Genomic DNA, 17624 nt, shown 5'->3' with positions numbered 1-17624 from the left:
ATGCTCCGCAGAAAATGAGAAAGTCAAAAGCGCTATTGTAATGCAGGCCGTGCCTGCTTTTTAAAAGGGGGGACGGCTTTGTCCGCCCTGCCGGCACACACACCGGCAAGGCGGACTTTGTTGACCGAGACCGCAGGATGCGCGGCCTCTATTCCACCATTAACTGAGCCATCATGCCCAGGTCCTCATGCTCCAGGATGTGGCAGTGGAACATTCGCAGGCCCGGTAGCTCCTGTCGGAATGCCAGACGCACAGTTTCTCTGGGACGCAGATTGACAGTATCTTTCCAGGCGCGGAACGCCTCTGGAACCGACTGCATCCCGGTTTGTCGGGCGAGGACCTGAAACTGGGTCCCATGCAGATGGAAGGGATGGTCCATGTGAGAGTCGTTGATCACGTCCCAGTACTGCCATTGCCCGGTCGGACAGCGCAGGTCTATGCGGTTCATGTCATAAACCTGATCGTTGATGCGGAACATGGAACGCAAAGCTGCCATTCCAGGCATCATGGCATCGCCGTCCATGGTGCTGGCGATATTCATTGCGCCCATGTTCTGATGGTGCTGGTTCGATGTCGCCCCTGAGCCGTGTTCTGACGACATGGGCATGTCATGATCCATGGGCATCAATTCGCTAAAGACCACTTTCGTGGTGTTGGAGGCACCGGGCACAAGGGGAATGGCCCGTAACTGCTGTGGAAGGACGAGTTCCTCCTGGCGTATTGTCAGGTGTGCGAGGGTCAATGTTGTGGGCTGCTCCTGGACCATCATTTTTTGTCTGTCGTAGTACAGGGCTTGCAGGGTGCTCTCCAGATTTCGATCAGTCTGAATGAAAAACTCGACCCGTTCGGCTGGTGCAAGGAGAATGGAGTCGACCGCCTCCAAGGGCTGCTCCAGCAGGCCGCCGTCCGTGCCCACCTGAATCAGGCGAGCGCCGGGAATATGCAAGTTCAAATAACGGGCTGAGCAGGTATTCCATACGCGGATGCGCTCTCGGGAGCGGGTTTGTATCACTGGCTGGCGCTGGCCATTCAGTAAGACAAACTGCCCCTCCCTACCGTTCATCCAGTCCAGGCCCGTATTGGGCGGAATATGGCCCGTGTTGTCCAGTCGTATGTCGCTGATAGCCCAATGTTGCTCCGCGAACTCTCTGAGTGAGTCAGCGTGCGAGCGTACGATAATGGTTCCGCCCAGTCCGTGTGCGACCTGCTCTCCGCTTTTGCCATGTGGGTGTGGGTGGTACCAATAGGTTCCGGCACTTCCCTCTGGCAAGGTAAAACGGTAGTGACGCCGTTGTCCGGGTAAAACGGTGTCTTGAGGATTGCCGTCCTGATCAGAGGGAACTGGCAAGCCATGCCAATGCAGGGTGGTTGCCTGATCCAAACGGTTTTCAAATTCAATTTCTACTTGATCGCCCTCATACAGTTCAATCAAGGGCCCTGGCATTTGCCCGTTATACAGCCAAAGTTCTGTGTTTTGGCCATCCGCCAATACTCGTCGATGAGCGGCGGCGGTAATGTTGGCCTGAAACAGACCAGGTTTATCGCTGCGGTTTTGAAGCACAGGCAAGGCCTGCAGGGCCTGGCCGGCTGGCATTTTCTCTACAGGCATCAAGCCCGTACGGGTGGTCACGCCCTGTTCGGCCATCCCGTGTGACATGGGGTTGTGATGCCCCATCCTGCTTTGTGCCCAGCTCCGTAACGGCAAGCTGCCCAACAGGCTTGCGGTCACGCTCAGTTTAAAAAAATCGCGTCTTTTCATGGGTTTGCCCCAGTAGATCATCACTGTTCATGGGCCGTCCGCCTTTCCCTAGCAAAGAGCATGGAGGTGCGGATCGGCAATGGAATGGAGGAGATCAGGACGCGCGTGGAGGCGGTTGTGCGGGGCCAAACAGCCGCGAGAGATAGTGTTGATGCAAAGGTGCTGGCGGAAAAGCTGCCTGTGCTACAGTCGCGGCCGGCAAGCTCACCTGACTAGCCAGACAGGCACAGCAGCTTATTTTGAGTGGGGTGTTGCAATGATGGGGGGCACGATGAGGTGATTGGCCCAAAACGGAGGATTGCGCGTGAGCAACAGGATGCCCTGCATCGTGAATCCTTGCTGCCTGTGCGTCTCGGCCAATACTCAAACCCATACCCAACAGCAGCACCAGCAGGCCGGTCAATAAGAGCCAGCCGACGGTTTTGCGAGGAGAAATGGGCGTGTGCAACATGCGATAAAGCTTAGCATGGGCCTTGCGGCTCTCGTTGCTCTTAAAACAGTCCGTTACACCGCGTGCTGCTGCGATCGAAGACTGGCCACCCGGCGGATTAATCCAGATTCTACAGCGTTCAAAGGACTGCCATGATGGCAAGGCCCTGCCTCGGCTTGTTCAGGTGTTACAGCGCCATCCGATCTGTTTTCTAGCGTTCACTGCGTGACGAGCCAGGACTATTTATTTTTCAGGATCACTCTTGATCAGGCGCCGCTTCAAGCGCAGCGATCTGACGGGTTGTGACTGTGCCTGTTTCAGTTCCTGGCTGAGCAACTGGGATTTCTTGCGTAACTCGTCATTTTCGCGCTCTAGCAAAGCGGTACGAGTGCGCAGCATCTGCACCTGTCCTTGTAGTTCTTTGGCCAGACTATGGCTGATATCCAGAGCAGCTTGCAGGGCACGGCGTTCGCCCTGCTCCTGTCCCAATTCCTGACGCAGCTTTTGCAGGAGGTCTTGTTGCTGGTTCAGTTCTTGCTCGTGAGCCTGACGCAAGGCTTTATTCGTTTGCTCGGCCTCTTCGATGTGCTGACGCAATCGTGTCTGAATCGAGCGTTCCTTGTCGATCTCCAACAAGGCTCGGCGTTCGTTAGCCTGTGCTCGCTCCTCGGTCAATTCAATGGCTTTTTGCAGTCGTTCCAGGTCCAGGGTGAACTGTTCGCTTTGACGACGAAGCTCTTGCTGCAGGCCTTGTTTCTCGATTTCCAGCTCATTTTGACGCTGGTTTGCGTGCAGCAAGTCTTGTTTCAAAGCCGCCTGTTCCTGCCCTGCTCTTTGCAAATTGTCGTGATACTGCGCTATCTGTGCCTGGGCGCGTTTTAGATCGCCCTGCCCTGCCTCCAGTTCGCTTTGCGCTTGCCGAGTCTGTGCCTGGGCCTGGGCAACCCGCTCGTCAGCCTGGATTTGGTAATGCTCCATCTGCTGTTTTGAGTGGCTCAAGGCCTCTTGCCAGATACGAGCCAATAGCTCCCCCGTCAGCGCTTGCAACTCTTCCGGCATATCGGCCACGTCCAGGCGAACCCGGCTTTTGTCGCGCAACTCCTCCCAGAACGTCTGTAGCGCCTGAGCGGGTGCGCTCATGCTGCCCTTGCGGACCAGCTGATACAGCTTGTTGGCGGTGGGTGTGACGCCATAGCGAAAAAAAAGCAATGCCGCCACTTCTTTGTACAAGGTCTGCGTATGGCTGAAGCGATCCCGTAATTCAGCGACGTCAGCCAGAATTTGCGACTCATTAGGCTGCTTGGGCTCCATTTTCATACTCTCATTAATTATTTAGTTAATAATACAACGTAATATATAAAATTATCAACTAAATGGATTTATAAATTTGACATTATCTCTATAATGTCAAATTATTAAGTGTCTTAGGTCCTTGACGGCTGCGATACGGCCTTGGGCCGCGCCCACCTCCCTTTTTTCTCCTTCTTTCCCTGTTTGCATGGAAATAATCCCCTCCTCGTCGTCCACCGAATTGGGTTCGGACGATATTGCGCAACTACTGGCTCGGTTTGACGGGCGGCAAGGTGTTAACCGCTCTATGAGTGGACGGGCCCAGATTGAAGCTCAAACCGATATCGAAGCGCTACGAGCCTGGCTGGCGCGCTATATCGATAGCCCACGCACCTACGCGAACTACCGTAAAGAGGCCGAACGTCTTTTGTTATGGGCGGTACTTGAGCGTCGCAAGGATTTGTCCTCTCTGAGTCTGGAAGACATTCTGGCCTATCGCCTGTTTCTGGCAGATCCGCAGCCCGCTCATCGCTGGGTGGCGCAAGGTCGCGCGCGCCCTGCCCGTCATCATGCAGCCTGGCGCCCCTTCGCAGGCCCCTTGTCTGAAAGCAGTCGCAATCAGGCTTTGTTGATTCTGAACTCCTTGTTCAGTTGGCTGGTCCAGGCTGGTTATCTGGCGGGAAATCCCCTGGCTCTGTCTCATCAAGGCCGACGTCAGAAGAAAGCGTTTGCGCCACAGCAACGCTATTTGAGTCGGCAGCAGTGGCGTTGGGTACAGGACTATATTCAATCCTTGCCCGAGGACACCCCCAGCGAACATCGCCATAAAGCCCGCGTGCGCTGGCTTTTTTCCATTTTGTATGGCGGCGCCTTGCGTATCTCTGAATTGATCCAGGCCCGTATGGCTGATGTTCAACAGCGGCCAGATGCCCCGTCATCCGCGCAGTGGTGGCTGCAGATTCATGGCAAGGGAGACAAGTGGCGGCGCGTGCCCTTGACGCAAGAGCTGTATGAAGAGTTGATGCGTTATCGACAAGCGCATGATTTGCAGGGGCCTCCCCAGGCCTTGGAGCCATATCCTTTGCTGATGTCATCGGGGGCGAGTGATAAACACTTGAGCCGTGCGATGGCGCATGTGTTGGTCAAACAGGTTTTTCAAGGCAGTGCCGATCGTTTACGGAGTTTGTACCCCGATCAGGAGTCCCAGGCCCGTGTGCTTGAGCAGGCTTCGGCACACTGGTTGCGCCACTCGGCGGGCTCTCATTTGGCGGATCAGGGGGTGGATTTACGGATCATCCGTGACACCCTGGGCCACGAATCCATCGCCACCACCAATATCTATCTACATGCGGATGACGATCAACGCCACCGCGCGCTAGAGCAATCACATCGTCTGGGCTGGGACTGAAGGCTTGGCTCAGAGCGGGAGCGATGGCTGCGCTTATGTCGGTCCTTGCGCTTGCTTCTGTGTCGATGCTGGATAAGCACTATCGTGTTTGCCTGCTGCCGGGCGGCGTTCAATGTGCTACTGTTAAGCGGGTTTGAATGCGCCGGGCGCCTGAACAAAAGGCGTCCGGCTTTTCTTTATGGAGTGCGTAATGACTTACACCGTGTATCTGTCCGGCGAAATTCACACCGACTGGCGCGAGCAGATTGCTCAAGGAGCCAACGCCGCTGGACTGGATATCCTCTTTACCAGCCCTGTCACGGACCACGATGCCAGCGATGCGGCGGGCGATCACTTGGGCCCTGCCAGCGAAGGGTTCTGGCGTGACCACAAATCCTCCAAGATTAATGCCATCCGTACCCGAGCCTTGATTGAACAGGCGGATTTGGTGGTGGTGCGCTTTGGGGATAAATACAAACAGTGGAATGCCGCTTTTGATGCTGGATTCTGTGCCGCCTTGGGCAAGCCCTATGTCACCTTGCATGCCGAAGATATCATTCACCCCTTGAAAGAGGTGGATGCCAGTGCACAAGCCTGGGCAAGTACTCCTGAGCAAGTGGTCGAAATTTTGCGCTACACGCTGAAGGCCTGATGCTCGGTCCGCTCATTGTGTGTCATCGACAGCACCACTGAGTCATCGTCCTGCCGCCCATCTCGGGCGGCATTTTTTCGGGTTTGCAGGCAGTAAAACCCGCTGCTCTACTGACAACGGGTTCATGAGCCTCAGGGGCGCTGAGGCCTGAACGGTTATTCCTGCAGCTTCACCCGGCGTAAACGCAGGGCATTGCTGACCACAAAAACACTGGACAGGGCCATGGCCCCCGCAGCGAACATCGGTGAGAGCAAGGTGCCATTTACGGGGTACAGAACGCCGGCGGCGACTGGAATCAGGGCGACATTGTAGGCAAATGCCCAGAACAGGTTCTGACGAATATTACGCATGGTGGCGTGAGACAGGGAGATGGCGGTGACCACGCCCTGCATATCGCCCGACATCAAGACCACATCCGCCGCTTCAATGGCGATATCGGTGCCGGTGCCAATCGCAATTCCCACGTCGGCTGCGGCCAAGGCAGGAGCATCGTTAATGCCATCGCCCACATAGGCCAGGTGCTGATGAGCTTGACGCAAGGTCTGAACCGCCTGCACTTTACCGTCTGGCATCACTTCGGCGACCACCTCGTCAATGTTCAGACGACGGGCGATCGCATGGGCCGTGTGGCGGTTGTCGCCGGTAATCATGACCACCTTGATGCCGCGGGCATGTAACTGTTCAATCGCGCGTGGTGTGGTCTCCTTGATCGGATCTGCCACAGCCAGTAACGCGATCACCTGCTTGTTGCGGGCCGCGTACATGGGTGTCTTACCTTCTTGGGCCAGGATCTGAGCCTGTTCGCTGAAGTCGGACACGTCAGCACCCAGCTGCGTCATCAAGCGGTCGGCGCCGACGTGCCATTGATCAGTACCAATCTGAGCTCTCACCCCTAGACCGGTCAGGGATTCAAATTGTTCGGCTGCAGGAAGGCTCAGTTGTCTGCTTCGGGCGGCGCTGACAATAGCCTGGGCAATTGGGTGTTCAGAGTAATTCTCAAGGGCCGCAATGGCTGCCAGATCCTGAGCCTCATCCTCTCCAGAGACGCAAATAAAATTGCTCAGCTCAGGCGCGCCTTTGGTCAGCGTGCCGGTTTTATCTACGGCGACCACTTTCACATCACGCAAGGCTTGCAGCGAGTCCCCTTTACGAAAGAGCACGCCGGCTTGCGCAGCACGTCCTGTTCCCACCATGATTGAGGTGGGCGTTGCCAGGCCCATCGCGCAAGGACACGCGATAATCAACACAGCAACCGCGTTGACCAGCGCAAAGCTTAGGGCCGGCGACGGACCAATAATCAGCCAGACAATCGCCGTCAAGACTGCCAGCGCCATGACAGCAGGGACAAACCACAGGGTAATTTTATCGACCACTGCTTGAATAGGCAGTTTGGCGCCTTGAGCCTGTTCAACCATGGACACAATATTAGCGAGTACCGTGTCCTGGCCTACGGCGGTCGCCTTAAATTCCAGCGAGCCCTTTTGGTTGACGGTTCCCCCGATGAGCGCGTCGCCTTGAGACTTGGATACGGCTATGGGCTCTCCTGTCACCATGGATTCATCCACATAGCTTTGGCCAGCGACTACGTCACCATCGACGGGAATGCGCTCGCCGGGTCTGACCAGCACAATATCGCCTGTGAGCAGATCGGCCAGCGGCAACTCCAGTTCTTGGCCCTGGCGACGGACTCGGGCTGTTGGCGGCTGCAGGCTTAACAAGCGTTGAATGGCTTCGGAAGTGCGACCCTTGGCGCGCGCTTCCATCATGCGGCCTAACAGGATCAAGGCCACAATGACGGCGGCAGCTTCAAAGTACACATAGACCGATTCGGCAGGCAGCCAGTGTGGTGCGAAGGTGGCCACCAGCGAGAATGTGTACGCGGCCAAGGTACCAACCGCCACCAGCGAATTCATATCCGGGCTGCCTCGCAGCAAAACAGGAATGCCTTTGGTATAAAACTCACGACCGGGAAACAGTAAAACCAGCGTGGTGAGGACAAACTGGATCAGCCAGCTGTTTTGTGTCCCGATCGTGCCTGCAACCCAATGATGAAAGGCGGGCACCATATGTCCGCCCATCTCTAAAATAAAGACCGGCAAGGCCAGCACCGTGGCCAGCCAGAAGCGCTTGCGCAAGGTCTCGTAGCTTTGCTCGGCACGCTCAAACTGATCGTTGCTGGCAGCAGCCTGAGCCAGACGAGCGGGATAGCCGGCTTTGCCCAGCGCCTGAATCAGCTCGGCAGGCTTGACGCCCTGGACGAGCTGCACATGGGCTTTGCCCGTGGCCAGATTGACCGAGGCTTTGTGAACGCCTGGCACTTTCAACAGAGCTTTTTCCACCCGGCCTACGCAGGAGGCGCAGCTCATGTCCTGGACGTCCAGAACCATCTCCTGGAGAGTCACTTGATAGCCACCCTTTTCCACTGCCTGCATAATAGCGTCGGTGGGGGCAGAGCCCTGAAACTGGATGGTGGCTTTGTTGGTGGCCAGGTTCACTTGAACCGACTGCACGCCAGGGACCTTGCCAATTATTTTTTCCACTCGGCTCACGCAGGAAGCGCAAGTCATGCCTTCAACATCCAATGTCAGATGCGAGTTCTTATTTGAAGCGCTTGTTGTCATCGAAATCACCCTTCAATGAATCATGAATGAAGTCACTTTAGGGCTTGACCCGATGGTAAGGTCAACTCGTTACGAAAAAAACGCCTCCTTGGAGGCGTTTTAAGGGGGAAGTCAGGACTGCTCAGTGCTGAGCACATTCAATAAGCGACGAAGCCGCCGTTATTGTTGTTCCAGTCTTTTGCTTCGGCGCTAACCTGATCACGGCTCAGCTGCGAGCGGGTGTCAATACGGGGATAGTCGACCATGGAACCTGTGCTGATAAAGCCTTGTTCCTGGGCTGCTGCCAATTCCTGCACGACTTGCTGTCGGCTCAATGGGGCATCGTTCGACTGAATCGTGGGGTAATTCAGGTTCTCCCCGGTGGCGTCGTTATTGATGGCTGCCATGGCGGTGCTGCTCAACGCAGTGGCGCCCAAAATCAGGCTGGCAACGGTGGCACGTGTGATGTTTTTCATTATTTACTCCAAGTCTATGGTGTGTTTTTCGGTCGTTCGCCTTGTCTTCAATGCGAATCGTTAGATGGAGTATGAGCCTTTCTAAACCTAGTAAAAACCCTTAATATTGCAAACGTATTTCCATTCATGGAACAATTCAAATGAGTACCATTATCGCTGGTCCCTTATTAAACGACATCGCGATTTTCGTGGAAGTGGCCCGTGCCCGCCACTTTAGCCGCGCTGCCCAGGCCCTGGGCATGCCTGTCTCCACCGTGTCACGTCGTATTCGTGAATTGGAAAAAGAAGTGGGTGTGGCCTTGCTCAAACGCAGCACCCGCAATGTAGATGTCACCGAGGCTGGGCAAGTGTATTTCGAGCGTTGTCTGGCGATCGTCGAGCAAGCCCGTCTGGCTCATGAGCAATTGCTGGACGTGGCGCAAACACCTAAAGGACGCTTGCGAGTTTCCATGCCGGCCAGTTTCAGCATTGTGCTGATGCCGGCCATTATTCGTGGCTTTAATCAGCAGTATCCTGATATCGAACTGGAGTTTGATCTGACCATCCGGCCCATTGACTTGCAATCGGATAATTACGATTGCGTCATTCGGGTGGGCGCCCAGCCCGACTCCAGTGCCGTGGCCACATTGCTCGGGCAAATTCGTCTGGGTCTGTACGCCACCCGCAACTATCTGGACCGCAAGGGTCGCCCCAAGCATCCCTCGGAATTGACCGGGCACACCTGCATCTGTGCGCGTCCTTCCGGTCCAGATCGGCTCTGGTCCTTGCGAGGTCCCAATCAGGAACGGTACGACGCCATCGTGGACGGCTCGATTACCGTCAATAACGCGATCATGATGCGCAAGCTGGCGGTGCATGATTTGGGAATTACCGCCTCTTCTTTGCTGGAGCGCCGTCTTGACCCCGATTGTGCCCAGCTCGAGCGTGTCTTGCCCGATTGGGAGTTTGCCCCCTTCCCTGTTCTGGCCCTGTTGCCGTCGCGTCTGATGCCTCAGAAAACCCGGGTGTTTCTGAATTATTTGCGCAGTGAGCTGGACAGATTGATGTCTCACGCGGAGCTGGATGTGGCGGCCGCCGGGCAGGCGTATCCATAAAAAATAAGGGCTATAGCCTGGAATCGGTGTTGGCCATGGTCTAACTATGCTATTTATAGGCCTCTGGTCCATGAGGACTGCGGTGATGACAGGGGGACGCATGAGAGGAACATTGCAAAGCTTGCTGACCGGGCTGGCGATGAGCCTGATCTTGGGCAGTGGCAGTGTCGGGGCACAAACCGTTTTGCTGGAAGCCGTAGAGCAAGGTGACAGCGCCAAAGTGCGCGAAATTCTATCGGACAAGCGGGCGCGGACGACGGTGAACATTGCCGACGATCAGGGGCAGAGCCCTTTGCTGCGCGCTACATGGTTAAACCATATCGATATTGCCCGACAACTGATTCGTGCGGGGGCCGATGTGAATCAGGCCGACGCTATCCATGACAGCCCCTATCTGCTTGCTGGTGCACAAGGCCGGCTGGAGATTTTGCGTATGACCCTGGAAAACGGGGCGGATTTGCGCAGTGTGAATCGTTATGGGGGGACGGCGCTGATTCCGGCGGCTGAGCATGGGTATGTAGAGGTCGTTCGTCTTTTGCTCAAGGCTGGTGTGGACCCGAATCATGTCAATTATTTGGGCTGGACAGCTTTGCATGAAGCCATTGTGCTCTCTGACGGAGGGCCGGCGCATCAAGAGGTATTGCGACTGTTGATCCAGGCCGGGGCCGATGTGAATCTGCCCGATCGTCAGGGCGTGCGTCCCCTGAGTCTGGCGCGTCAGCGCAGCCAGACCGAAATGGCCGAAATCTTGGAGCAGGCCGGCGCCAGACCCTAAGTTCGGCATGGTTGCCGCTTATTTTTCTTCCAATCACAACACGCATTTTATGTCTTCTTTTCAGACCGCCCCGTCCGCCACGTCGACGGGCGCACAGGCCAGCCCCGGTTTGTGGCTGGCTTTCGTCATTTTGGTGGGCCTGAACCTGCGCCCGTTTTTTACTTCCAGTGGCACCCTGGCCCGTCAGGTAGCCCAAGGATTGGACATGCCCTTGGGCAGTCTGGCATGGCTGACCTTATTGCCTATGATGGTGATGGGCCTGGGCGCGTTTTGCATGCCCTCGCTGCGGCGGGTTCTGGCCCTGCGCCATGTCCTGATCACCTCTTTGTGGTTGCTGTGCCTGGGCTGCGCGTTGCGCTGGTTTGTGCCCAATGGTGCCAGCCTGATCGCAACGGCACTGCTTTGTGGTTTGGGTGTGTCTTTGCTGCAGGCGGGGATGCCCGGTCTGATCAAGGAGCAGTTCCCGCGTCATATTGCGCAGGTAACGGGGGTGTATTCAGCGACCCTGATGGGTGGCGGTGCGCTGGGCGCGCAGATTACCCCTTGGGTAAGTTCCCTGACCGATAGCTGGCGTATTGCCCTGGCCTTTTGGGCCCTGCCCATCAGTGTCGCTTTGTGGATTGCCTGGAAAGTCGTGCCCCGGCAGGCTCCTGGCGCGCAGCTGTCTCCCCCCTCCTTGTCCTTGCTGGCCCGACCCCGCACCTGGACGCTGATCGTGTGCTTTGGTCTGATTAATGGCGGCTATGCCTCCTTGGTGACCTGGCTGGCCACCTTTTATCAAGATCGGGGCTGGACGGCAGAGAGCAGCGGTAGCTTGGTGGCGGTGCTCTCGGTTGCACAGGCCTTTGCCGCCTTTGGCCTGCCTACGCTGGCCGCCAGGAACAAGGATCGGCGCCGGTGGGTATGGCTGGCGCTGGCTTGCCAGGTGGCCGGCTTTCTGGCTTTTGCCTTTGTTCCTGATCTGGCACCGTATACCTGGGCGATTGTGATCGGTATTGGTTTAGGGGGCTGCTTTTCCCTGCTGCTGCTGGTGGCTCTGGATCATTTTCCCGACGCTGCCCGTGCCGGTACCTTAAGCGCGTTAATGCAAGGTGGGGGTTTCCCGATCGCCGCTCTGTTTCCTATGATCAGCGTGCAGCTGCGCGAGTTGAGCAATGGCTTTCAGGCCGGTTGGATACTGCATGCAGCCATGGCTTTGTTGGTGGCGGTAATGGCCTGGCGTTTTCAGCCGGCTCACTATGCCGAGAAGATGAAGCAACAGGGGCATCAGTCCTGACTCTGACATAGCGATCAGCCGGGCCACGCAGCCTAAAACATACGGCCCTTCACAGACGGCCGTATCTGGGCGCAGTGGCCTTGATTCCTGCTATTGGGGGGCACCCGCCATGATCCAGTCGACCACGGCTTGGATGTCCTTATCCGAGATGACCGGGTTGGCCGGCATGGGCAAGGGGCCGTACACCCCTTTGCTGCCTTGCCGTATATGTTGGACAAGTATTTCAGCGTTGGCCGGATCGTCTTTACGCTTGGCTGCAATATCCCGGTAGGCCGGTCCCACCACCTTTCGCTCGACGGTATGACAGGACAGACAGGCGTTTCTTGTCAGTATGTCTTTGACTGCCTCCAAACCAGCATCAGCCGCCGAGGCGTTGAACGCGGTACTTAGTAAAGCCGTACAGACCAGCCACTGCTTGAAGGCCATAAGAGGTTCTCCTGAGTAAAACGAAGTTGGAAAGGAAGGGGGCATGATGCCTCTACGCTTTTTTTCCGTGCATAAGACGCACAGGGTGGCATTCATAGGGTGATCATACGGTTATGATAGAACCGTCTTTTACAAATAGCGGTTGCGCTTGATGCGAATCAAGCGAGCCAGTCCGCTTATTCTGTAATGTCCTAGTAGAAGTTATTGCTTCATATTTAAACAGTTCACACACCACAAGAGGTCTTCATGCTTAATGTTCTCGTTCCTGTCGATGGATCTGATGCTTCCACGCGCGCTCTGAAAACAGCGGTTGACATACTAACGGGCAAGCCGGAAGCCACTTTGCACGTGCTGGCCGTTCCTACCCCTATCGTTTCTGGCAACGTCAAACGATTTTTTTCGGAAGACGTGTTGCAAGCCTACTACCAGGATGAAGGAAGCAATGCCTTGCTGCCCGCTCGTGCCGTGCTCGCCAATTCGCCCTTGAATGTTAAGGAAAGTATTATTGCCGGCAACGCCGCCCAGACCATCAAAGAGTATGTGGACAATAACAATATTGACCATATCGTCATGGGTACCCGTGGCTTGAGCGCCCTGCCCGGCCTGGTATTGGGTTCGGTCACGACCAAGGTGTTGAGCCTGGTGAAAGTGCCGGTGACCTTGATCAAATAAGTTGAACTGAGCGTTTGCTTTGTGAAGGCCGTCCTTGAGACGGCCTTTCTATTGGGCGCCGCCTGGGCTGGCGTTTTTTGAACGGATGTAGGCCATCGACAATATGCGGCGTGCCTCTGTCGCCAACAGGGCGGCCCCTTTACTGAGCTCCGGGCAGGGATCAGCGGAACCGTGTCGTGCCTGGTTCACGGCTTGGCTTGAATCCGCAGGAGCTGGCCGTTCTGGTCATCGGTCAGCACGTAGACTGCACCGTCTGGTCCGATCCGAACATCCCGGATGCGCTGCTGCAGATCTTCAAGCAGTCGTTCTTCACCGACAAGGTAGCCGTCTTCCTCGTCAAACTGCAGGCGAATCAGCGCCTGCTCTTTCAGGGCCCCCACAAACAGACTGTATTGCCAGCCCGGGACCTCTTGCCTGTCATAAAAAGCCATGCCGCTGATGGCCGGTGAAACAGACCAATAGTGCAACGGTTCGGTAAAGCCTTCAAGTGGGGTCGCGCTGGCGTTTGGAACAGGCTTTCCGTCGTAGCCCAGGCCTTCGGTACGCAAGGGCCAGCCATAATTTGCCCCGGCCTGAATGACGTTTAGTTCATCCCCGCCTTGTGGACCATGTTCGGCCACCCACAATTCATTCGTCCAGGGGTTCCAGGCCAGGCCTTGGGGGTTGCGGTGTCCATAACTCCAGATTTCCCCTCTGGCGCCGCGCTGACTACGAAAAGGATTGTCCCTTGGCACCATGCCATCAGGGCGGATGCGAATAACCTTGCCCTGCAAGTGATCCAGTTGCTGGGCGGTGGGAGGCTGATTGTTCTCACCCAAAGCGATATACAAGTCCCGACCACCCGGATCGAAAGCCATGCGCACACCGTAGTGTTGCCCGGTCGACAGGGCGGGCTCTTGACGGAATATGGGACGAAAGGCGTCCAGCCGTGTCAGGTCGGAAGACAGGACCCCAAAACCCACGGTGGTGGCTGAGTGCTGTTTGTCGCGACGCTCGGCGTACGCCAGATAAACACGACGGCTACGAAAAAAATCTGGTGCCAGGGCGACATCCAGCAGCCCCCCCTGCCCTTGGGCGTGGACTTTAGGCACGCCGCTGATAGGGGCGGACAGGCCGTTCTCCTTGGTCCAGACGCGCAGTGTACCGGGACGCTCCGTAATCAGAATGCCTGCGTCATTTGGCAAAAAAGCCATGCCCCAGGGGTGTTCCAGTCCGCTGACCACTGTCTCTACCGAGACCGCTGGCCCTTCGATTGCCGGAACGGGGTCAGATTGTGCGCGGCCCGCTAGGGGGGCCAGGGCTGCTAGCAGTCCCAGTGTGGTGGCGACTATTGCCAAAGACAAGCTGAAATTCTTCGTTATACGCATAAGGCAGTGAAAGGCAGACAGGTGGGATCAACACTCCCCTAGTCTTTCATAGGGACAAAAACCGCTTTGTTACATATTCGTCCCCTGACGGGGACGAATATGCTCAAGCCCAAGCCAGGCAGGTGCTTAGCCTGGGTGGGTCATGTCCAGCGGCACAATCCACTGGTCGTACTGCTCCTGGGTCAGGTAGCCCGATTTCAGGGCGGATTCGCGCAGTGTCAGCCCTTCTTTGTGGGCCGTTTTTGCAATCGCAGCGGCTTTGTCGTAGCCGATATGGCGGTTCAAGGCCGTCACGAGCATCAGATTCTGATCCAGATTGTGCTGGATTTTCTCCATGACCGGCTCCAGACCCTGAGCGCAATGCTCGTCAAAGGCCAGGCATGCATCGCTGATCAGAGCAATGCTTTCCAGCACATTGTGAACCATCACCGGCTTGTAGACGTTCAATTGGAAGTTGCCCTGACTGCCCGCAAAACCCACAGCCGCGTCGTTACCGTAGACCTGAACGGCCACCATGGTCAGTGCTTCGCACTGAGTGGGGTTGACCTTGCCGGGCATGATGGAGGAGCCGGGCTCGTTCTCGGGGATTTGCAGCTCGCCAATTCCGCAACGAGGGCCACTGGCCAGCCAGCGCACGTCATTGGCCATTTTCATCAAGGCGCCGGCCAGGGTGCGCAGGGACGCCGACAGGTTCACCAGCGCGTCGTGGGCCGACAGAGCAAAAAACTTGTTTTCGGCAGCCTGGAATGGCAGACCGGTGATTCTGGCAATATGGGCTGCGGTGCGTTCGCCAAACTGGGGATGAGCGTTCAGGCCAGTTCCCACGGCGGTTCCACCAATAGCCAGCTGGTAAATACCGTCCAGGGCCTTATCCACCGTTTGCAGGCCAAAATCGATCTGCGCAACCCATGCCCCAATTTCCTGGCCGAGCGTAATGGGTGTGGCATCCTGCAAGTGGGTGCGGCCGGTTTTTACAATAGTATTAAACTGCCTGGCCTTGGCCGCCAGCGTGTCGCGCAACTGGCCCACGTCTTTGCGCAAACGGCGCTGACATTCCAGACCCACAGCGATGTACATGGCCGTGGGGAAGGTATCGTTGGAAGATTGGCCGCGGTTCACGTGGTCATTGGGGTGGACGGGTTTTTTGCTGCCCTTCTCGCCACCGGCCAGCTCAATGGCGCGGTTGGAGATGACCTCGTTGACGTTCATATTGCTTTGGGTGCCCGAGCCGGTCTGGAACACCACCAGCGGGAACTCAGAGTCCCATTTGCCTGCGATGACTTCATCGGCCGCCTGCACGATCAGGCGGGCCAGATCCTCGGGAAGCTCGCCCAGCTCCTGATTGGCCAGCGCTGTCGATTTCTTCAGGATGCCCAGCGACTCGATCATGCTGCGACCCCACTGGAAGCGGTCACGGCCAATCGGAAAGTTCTGGATGGAGCGCTGTGTCTGCGCGCCCCAATAGTGTTCGGCCGGAACCTCAATGGTCCCCATGGAATCCTGTTCAATACGTGTCGTACTCATCATGGCTCCTGAAAAAATTAGGATGACAGCTTAGTGTGAAAAAGGGGTGTTCACGGCTGGCGCAAAAAGCGCGCAGCCCACACACAGGCAATATCGACCATGCGGTTGGAGAATCCCCATTCGTTGTCAAACCAGACCAGCATATTGACCAGCCCGTCCCCATTGGTTCGGGTTTGCGAACCGTCCACCACACCAGAGTGCGGGTTGTGATTGAAGTCGATCGAAGCATGGGCCTGATCGGAGTAGTCCAAAATACCCGGTAAGCGTTGCGCCGCCTGCTGAAACAAGCGGTTGATTTCGTCCCGACTGGTGTCGCGCTCCAGGTTGACCATCAGATCAATCGCAGACACGTTCAGAATTGGCACGCGAATGGACTTGGCCTGTACCTTGCCCTTGAGCTGTGGCAAGAGACGCTCCACCCCAGTTGCCAGGCCCGTAGAGACCGGAATCATGGACTGCAGAGCCGAGCGGGTACGGGCCAGATCGCTGCTGTGGTAGCCATCAATCATGGGCTGATCGTTCATCACCGAATGCAGCGTACTTAAAAAAGCGTGACGAATGCCGAACGTTTTATCCAGCTCGGCCAAGACCGGAATGATGGCATTGGTGGTGCATGAAGCGTTGGAGACAATACGCTCATCGCCCTGCAACTGCTCATGGTTAATGCCCAGCACAGCGGTGAAATCGACGTCATGAGCGCTGTTGCCCGGATTGGAGAGCAGCACACGCGGGCATCCAGCATCCAGAAACTGCTGCAGCCCCGCACGGCTGCCAAAAGCGCCACTGCATTCGATCAGCATATCCAGCTCCAGGGCGGCCCAATCAATCGCTTTGGGGTCGGTTTCGTGCAGCACTCGTATGGCGGTGCCGGCCACAATCAGCTCGTGCTCATTGTGCTCTACCGGCGCCGGAAAGACGCCGTGGGTCGAGTCAAAACGGGTCAGGTAGGCCATGGTGGCAATCGTAGCTGGCTCGTTGATGACGACGACTTCAAATTCCTGGCGTCGTGGAGATTCGTAAATGGCACGCAGCAGGCAACGGCCGATGCGGCCATAGCCATTGATCGCGATGCGGATGGGACGAGGTAGCGGCATGATCGGAGAAACTCAGAAAGTAATGGAAAATCCGCCGTCTACAACCACAATATGGCCATTGACATAGGAGGCAGCCGGTGAGGCCAGAAACACAGCGGCAGCGCGGATTTCATCCGGCCTGGCCCACCGCCCCAGGGGGTTGCGGCCAACTACCAGCGGGCCTTTGACCGGGTCCTGGGCCAGAGCCGCATTGCTCTCGGTGGCAAAGGTGCCGGGGGCGATGCCGTTGCTGGTAATGCCCTGCCCGCCAAATTCTACCGCCAGCGCTCGCACCATCCCTGCCAGTCCCTGCTTGGCAACGGGGTAAATGGCGTCGCCTGGTCGAGCCAGGGGGCCAGCGATGGAGGTCAAGGTAACAATACGACCTTGTCGGGCTTGGGCTTGCAGCATGGCCTGGGCGGCGTACTTTGATAGTTTCAGCGTCGCCAGCAGGTCTACCTGCAGCAAATGCTCAATATCGTCCCAGGCCGCCTCCTGCAAGCTGCTGCGCAATCGCACGCCGACATTGTTCACCAGAATATCGGGCGTGCCGACGCGCTGACATAGGGCCTGGTAAGAGTCAGGCAAGGCGTCCAGATCGGCCAGATCCTGTTCCCAGGTATCGACCTGGGCACCGGCGGTTTTCAATTCCTCGGCAATCGGCAGGAGCTTGCTGGCGTGACGGCCATGCAGAATCACATGGGCGCCGTGAGCGGCGTAGGCACGGGCGATGTCCAGGCCCAGGCCGGCGGACGAGCCGGTAACCAGAGCGCAGCGACCGGCCAGGGAAAAATTGGCTTGATAGGAGCGTAAATCAATCATT

At 56.8% G+C, this 17624-nt stretch carries 15 protein-coding genes; 6 read left to right on the top strand and 9 right to left on the bottom strand.

The annotated features are described in order from the left end of the window. Positions 1-148 precede the first annotated feature (148 nt). Positions 149-1657: a multicopper oxidase family protein gene (locus ACOZ42_RS08290; RefSeq protein ID WP_426345816.1), complete on the bottom strand. Its 1509-nt coding sequence runs from the start codon at positions 1655-1657 to the stop codon at positions 149-151. A 775-nt stretch (positions 1658-2432) separates the two neighbouring features. Next, the gene (locus ACOZ42_RS08285; RefSeq protein ID WP_426345815.1) at positions 2433-3500 is read right to left on the bottom strand and encodes a DNA-binding protein; all 1068 of its coding nucleotides are present in this window, start codon (positions 3498-3500) and stop codon (positions 2433-2435) included. A 187-nt stretch (positions 3501-3687) separates the two neighbouring features. Here ACOZ42_RS08285 and ACOZ42_RS08280 point away from each other — a divergent pair, with 187 nt between their 5' ends. Further along, positions 3688-4887, top strand: coding sequence for a tyrosine-type recombinase/integrase (locus tag ACOZ42_RS08280; protein ID WP_426345814.1), 1200 nt, complete (start codon positions 3688-3690; stop codon positions 4885-4887). A 190-nt stretch (positions 4888-5077) separates the two neighbouring features. After that, positions 5078-5518, top strand: coding sequence for a YtoQ family protein (locus ACOZ42_RS08275; protein ID WP_003800002.1), 441 nt, complete (start codon positions 5078-5080; stop codon positions 5516-5518). Between the two features lie 155 nt (positions 5519-5673). Here ACOZ42_RS08275 and ACOZ42_RS08270 read toward each other — a convergent pair whose 3' ends face one another. Next, a complete protein-coding gene (locus ACOZ42_RS08270; RefSeq protein WP_426345813.1) occupies positions 5674-8085 on the bottom strand; it encodes a heavy metal translocating P-type ATPase in 2412 nt (803 codons plus the stop codon). A gap of 191 nt (positions 8086-8276) precedes the next feature. Continuing rightward, positions 8277-8594, bottom strand: a complete 318-nt coding sequence (locus ACOZ42_RS08265) for a DUF4148 domain-containing protein (RefSeq protein WP_240208690.1) — start codon at positions 8592-8594, stop codon at positions 8277-8279. Between the two features lie 140 nt (positions 8595-8734). Here ACOZ42_RS08265 and ACOZ42_RS08260 point away from each other — a divergent pair, with 140 nt between their 5' ends. The 3 genes from ACOZ42_RS08260 (at position 8735) to ACOZ42_RS08250 (ending at position 11739) form a co-directional block, all read left to right on the top strand. Beyond that, a complete protein-coding gene (locus ACOZ42_RS08260; protein ID WP_240208691.1) occupies positions 8735-9688 on the top strand; it encodes a LysR family transcriptional regulator in 954 nt (317 codons plus the stop codon). 100 nt (positions 9689-9788) lie between these two features. Further along, entirely contained in the window at positions 9789-10463 is a 675-nt protein-coding gene (locus tag ACOZ42_RS08255; protein ID WP_051010394.1) for an ankyrin repeat domain-containing protein, read from the top strand. A gap of 49 nt (positions 10464-10512) precedes the next feature. Further along, entirely contained in the window at positions 10513-11739 is a 1227-nt protein-coding gene (locus tag ACOZ42_RS08250; RefSeq protein WP_426345812.1) for a cyanate transporter, read from the top strand. Positions 11740-11829: 90 nt separating this feature from the next. Here the strand turns inward: ACOZ42_RS08250 and ACOZ42_RS08245 are convergent, their stop codons facing one another. Then, a complete protein-coding gene (locus ACOZ42_RS08245; protein ID WP_003800014.1) occupies positions 11830-12165 on the bottom strand; it encodes a c-type cytochrome in 336 nt (111 codons plus the stop codon). Between the two features lie 246 nt (positions 12166-12411). On the opposite strand from ACOZ42_RS08245, the gene ACOZ42_RS08240 reads away from it, so the two are divergent. Continuing rightward, the gene (locus ACOZ42_RS08240; RefSeq protein ID WP_003800016.1) at positions 12412-12837 is read left to right on the top strand and encodes a universal stress protein; all 426 of its coding nucleotides are present in this window, start codon (positions 12412-12414) and stop codon (positions 12835-12837) included. Between the two features lie 185 nt (positions 12838-13022). Here ACOZ42_RS08240 and ACOZ42_RS08235 read toward each other — a convergent pair whose 3' ends face one another. The 4 genes from ACOZ42_RS08235 to ACOZ42_RS08220 all read right to left on the bottom strand — a co-directional run bounded on the left by ACOZ42_RS08235 (position 13023) and on the right by ACOZ42_RS08220 (position 17623). Next, the gene (locus tag ACOZ42_RS08235; protein WP_426345811.1) at positions 13023-14204 is read right to left on the bottom strand and encodes a PQQ-dependent sugar dehydrogenase; all 1182 of its coding nucleotides are present in this window, start codon (positions 14202-14204) and stop codon (positions 13023-13025) included. A 126-nt stretch (positions 14205-14330) separates the two neighbouring features. Beyond that, positions 14331-15728, bottom strand: coding sequence for a class II fumarate hydratase (gene fumC / locus ACOZ42_RS08230; RefSeq protein ID WP_131071794.1), 1398 nt, complete (start codon positions 15726-15728; stop codon positions 14331-14333). 50 nt (positions 15729-15778) lie between these two features. Further along, positions 15779-16822, bottom strand: a complete 1044-nt coding sequence (locus ACOZ42_RS08225; RefSeq protein WP_336579524.1) for a type I glyceraldehyde-3-phosphate dehydrogenase — start codon at positions 16820-16822, stop codon at positions 15779-15781. Between the two features lie 12 nt (positions 16823-16834). Next, positions 16835-17623: an SDR family oxidoreductase gene (locus ACOZ42_RS08220; RefSeq protein WP_131071792.1), complete on the bottom strand. Its 789-nt coding sequence runs from the start codon at positions 17621-17623 to the stop codon at positions 16835-16837. Position 17624 lies beyond the last annotated feature (1 nt).

It is taken from the genome of Alcaligenes sp. HNGD-HTN06, from assembly GCF_049932565.1.
Classification (GTDB): Bacteria; Pseudomonadota; Gammaproteobacteria; order Burkholderiales; family Burkholderiaceae_B; genus Alcaligenes; species Alcaligenes ammonioxydans.
Note: the sequence above shows the minus strand (reverse complement) of the source record. Positions and strands in the feature narration are given on the sequence as shown.

Coding starts and splice junctions, on each gene's coding strand:
- fumC (WP_131071794.1), bottom strand. CDS start 15,728: ATGAGTACGACACGTATTGAACAGGATTCCATGGGGACCATTGAGGTT.
- ACOZ42_RS08290 (WP_426345816.1), bottom strand. CDS start 1,657: ATGTCACACGGGATGGCCGAACAGGGCGTGACCACCCGTACGGGCTTG.
- ACOZ42_RS08285 (WP_426345815.1), bottom strand. CDS start 3,500: ATGGAGCCCAAGCAGCCTAATGAGTCGCAAATTCTGGCTGACGTCGCT.
- ACOZ42_RS08235 (WP_426345811.1), bottom strand. CDS start 14,204: ATGCGTATAACGAAGAATTTCAGCTTGTCTTTGGCAATAGTCGCCACC.
- ACOZ42_RS08225 (WP_336579524.1), bottom strand. CDS start 16,822: ATGCCGCTACCTCGTCCCATCCGCATCGCGATCAATGGCTATGGCCGC.
- ACOZ42_RS08260 (WP_240208691.1), top strand. CDS start 8,735: ATGAGTACCATTATCGCTGGTCCCTTATTAAACGACATCGCGATTTTC.
- ACOZ42_RS08270 (WP_426345813.1), bottom strand. CDS start 8,085: ATGACTTGCGCTTCCTGCGTGAGCCGAGTGGAAAAAATAATTGGCAAG.
- ACOZ42_RS08220 (WP_131071792.1), bottom strand. CDS start 17,623: ATGATTGATTTACGCTCCTATCAAGCCAATTTTTCCCTGGCCGGTCGC.
- ACOZ42_RS08280 (WP_426345814.1), top strand. CDS start 3,688: ATGGAAATAATCCCCTCCTCGTCGTCCACCGAATTGGGTTCGGACGAT.
- ACOZ42_RS08275 (WP_003800002.1), top strand. CDS start 5,078: ATGACTTACACCGTGTATCTGTCCGGCGAAATTCACACCGACTGGCGC.
- ACOZ42_RS08245 (WP_003800014.1), bottom strand. CDS start 12,165: ATGGCCTTCAAGCAGTGGCTGGTCTGTACGGCTTTACTAAGTACCGCG.
- ACOZ42_RS08255 (WP_051010394.1), top strand. CDS start 9,789: ATGAGAGGAACATTGCAAAGCTTGCTGACCGGGCTGGCGATGAGCCTG.
- ACOZ42_RS08250 (WP_426345812.1), top strand. CDS start 10,513: ATGTCTTCTTTTCAGACCGCCCCGTCCGCCACGTCGACGGGCGCACAG.
- ACOZ42_RS08265 (WP_240208690.1), bottom strand. CDS start 8,594: ATGAAAAACATCACACGTGCCACCGTTGCCAGCCTGATTTTGGGCGCC.
- ACOZ42_RS08240 (WP_003800016.1), top strand. CDS start 12,412: ATGCTTAATGTTCTCGTTCCTGTCGATGGATCTGATGCTTCCACGCGC.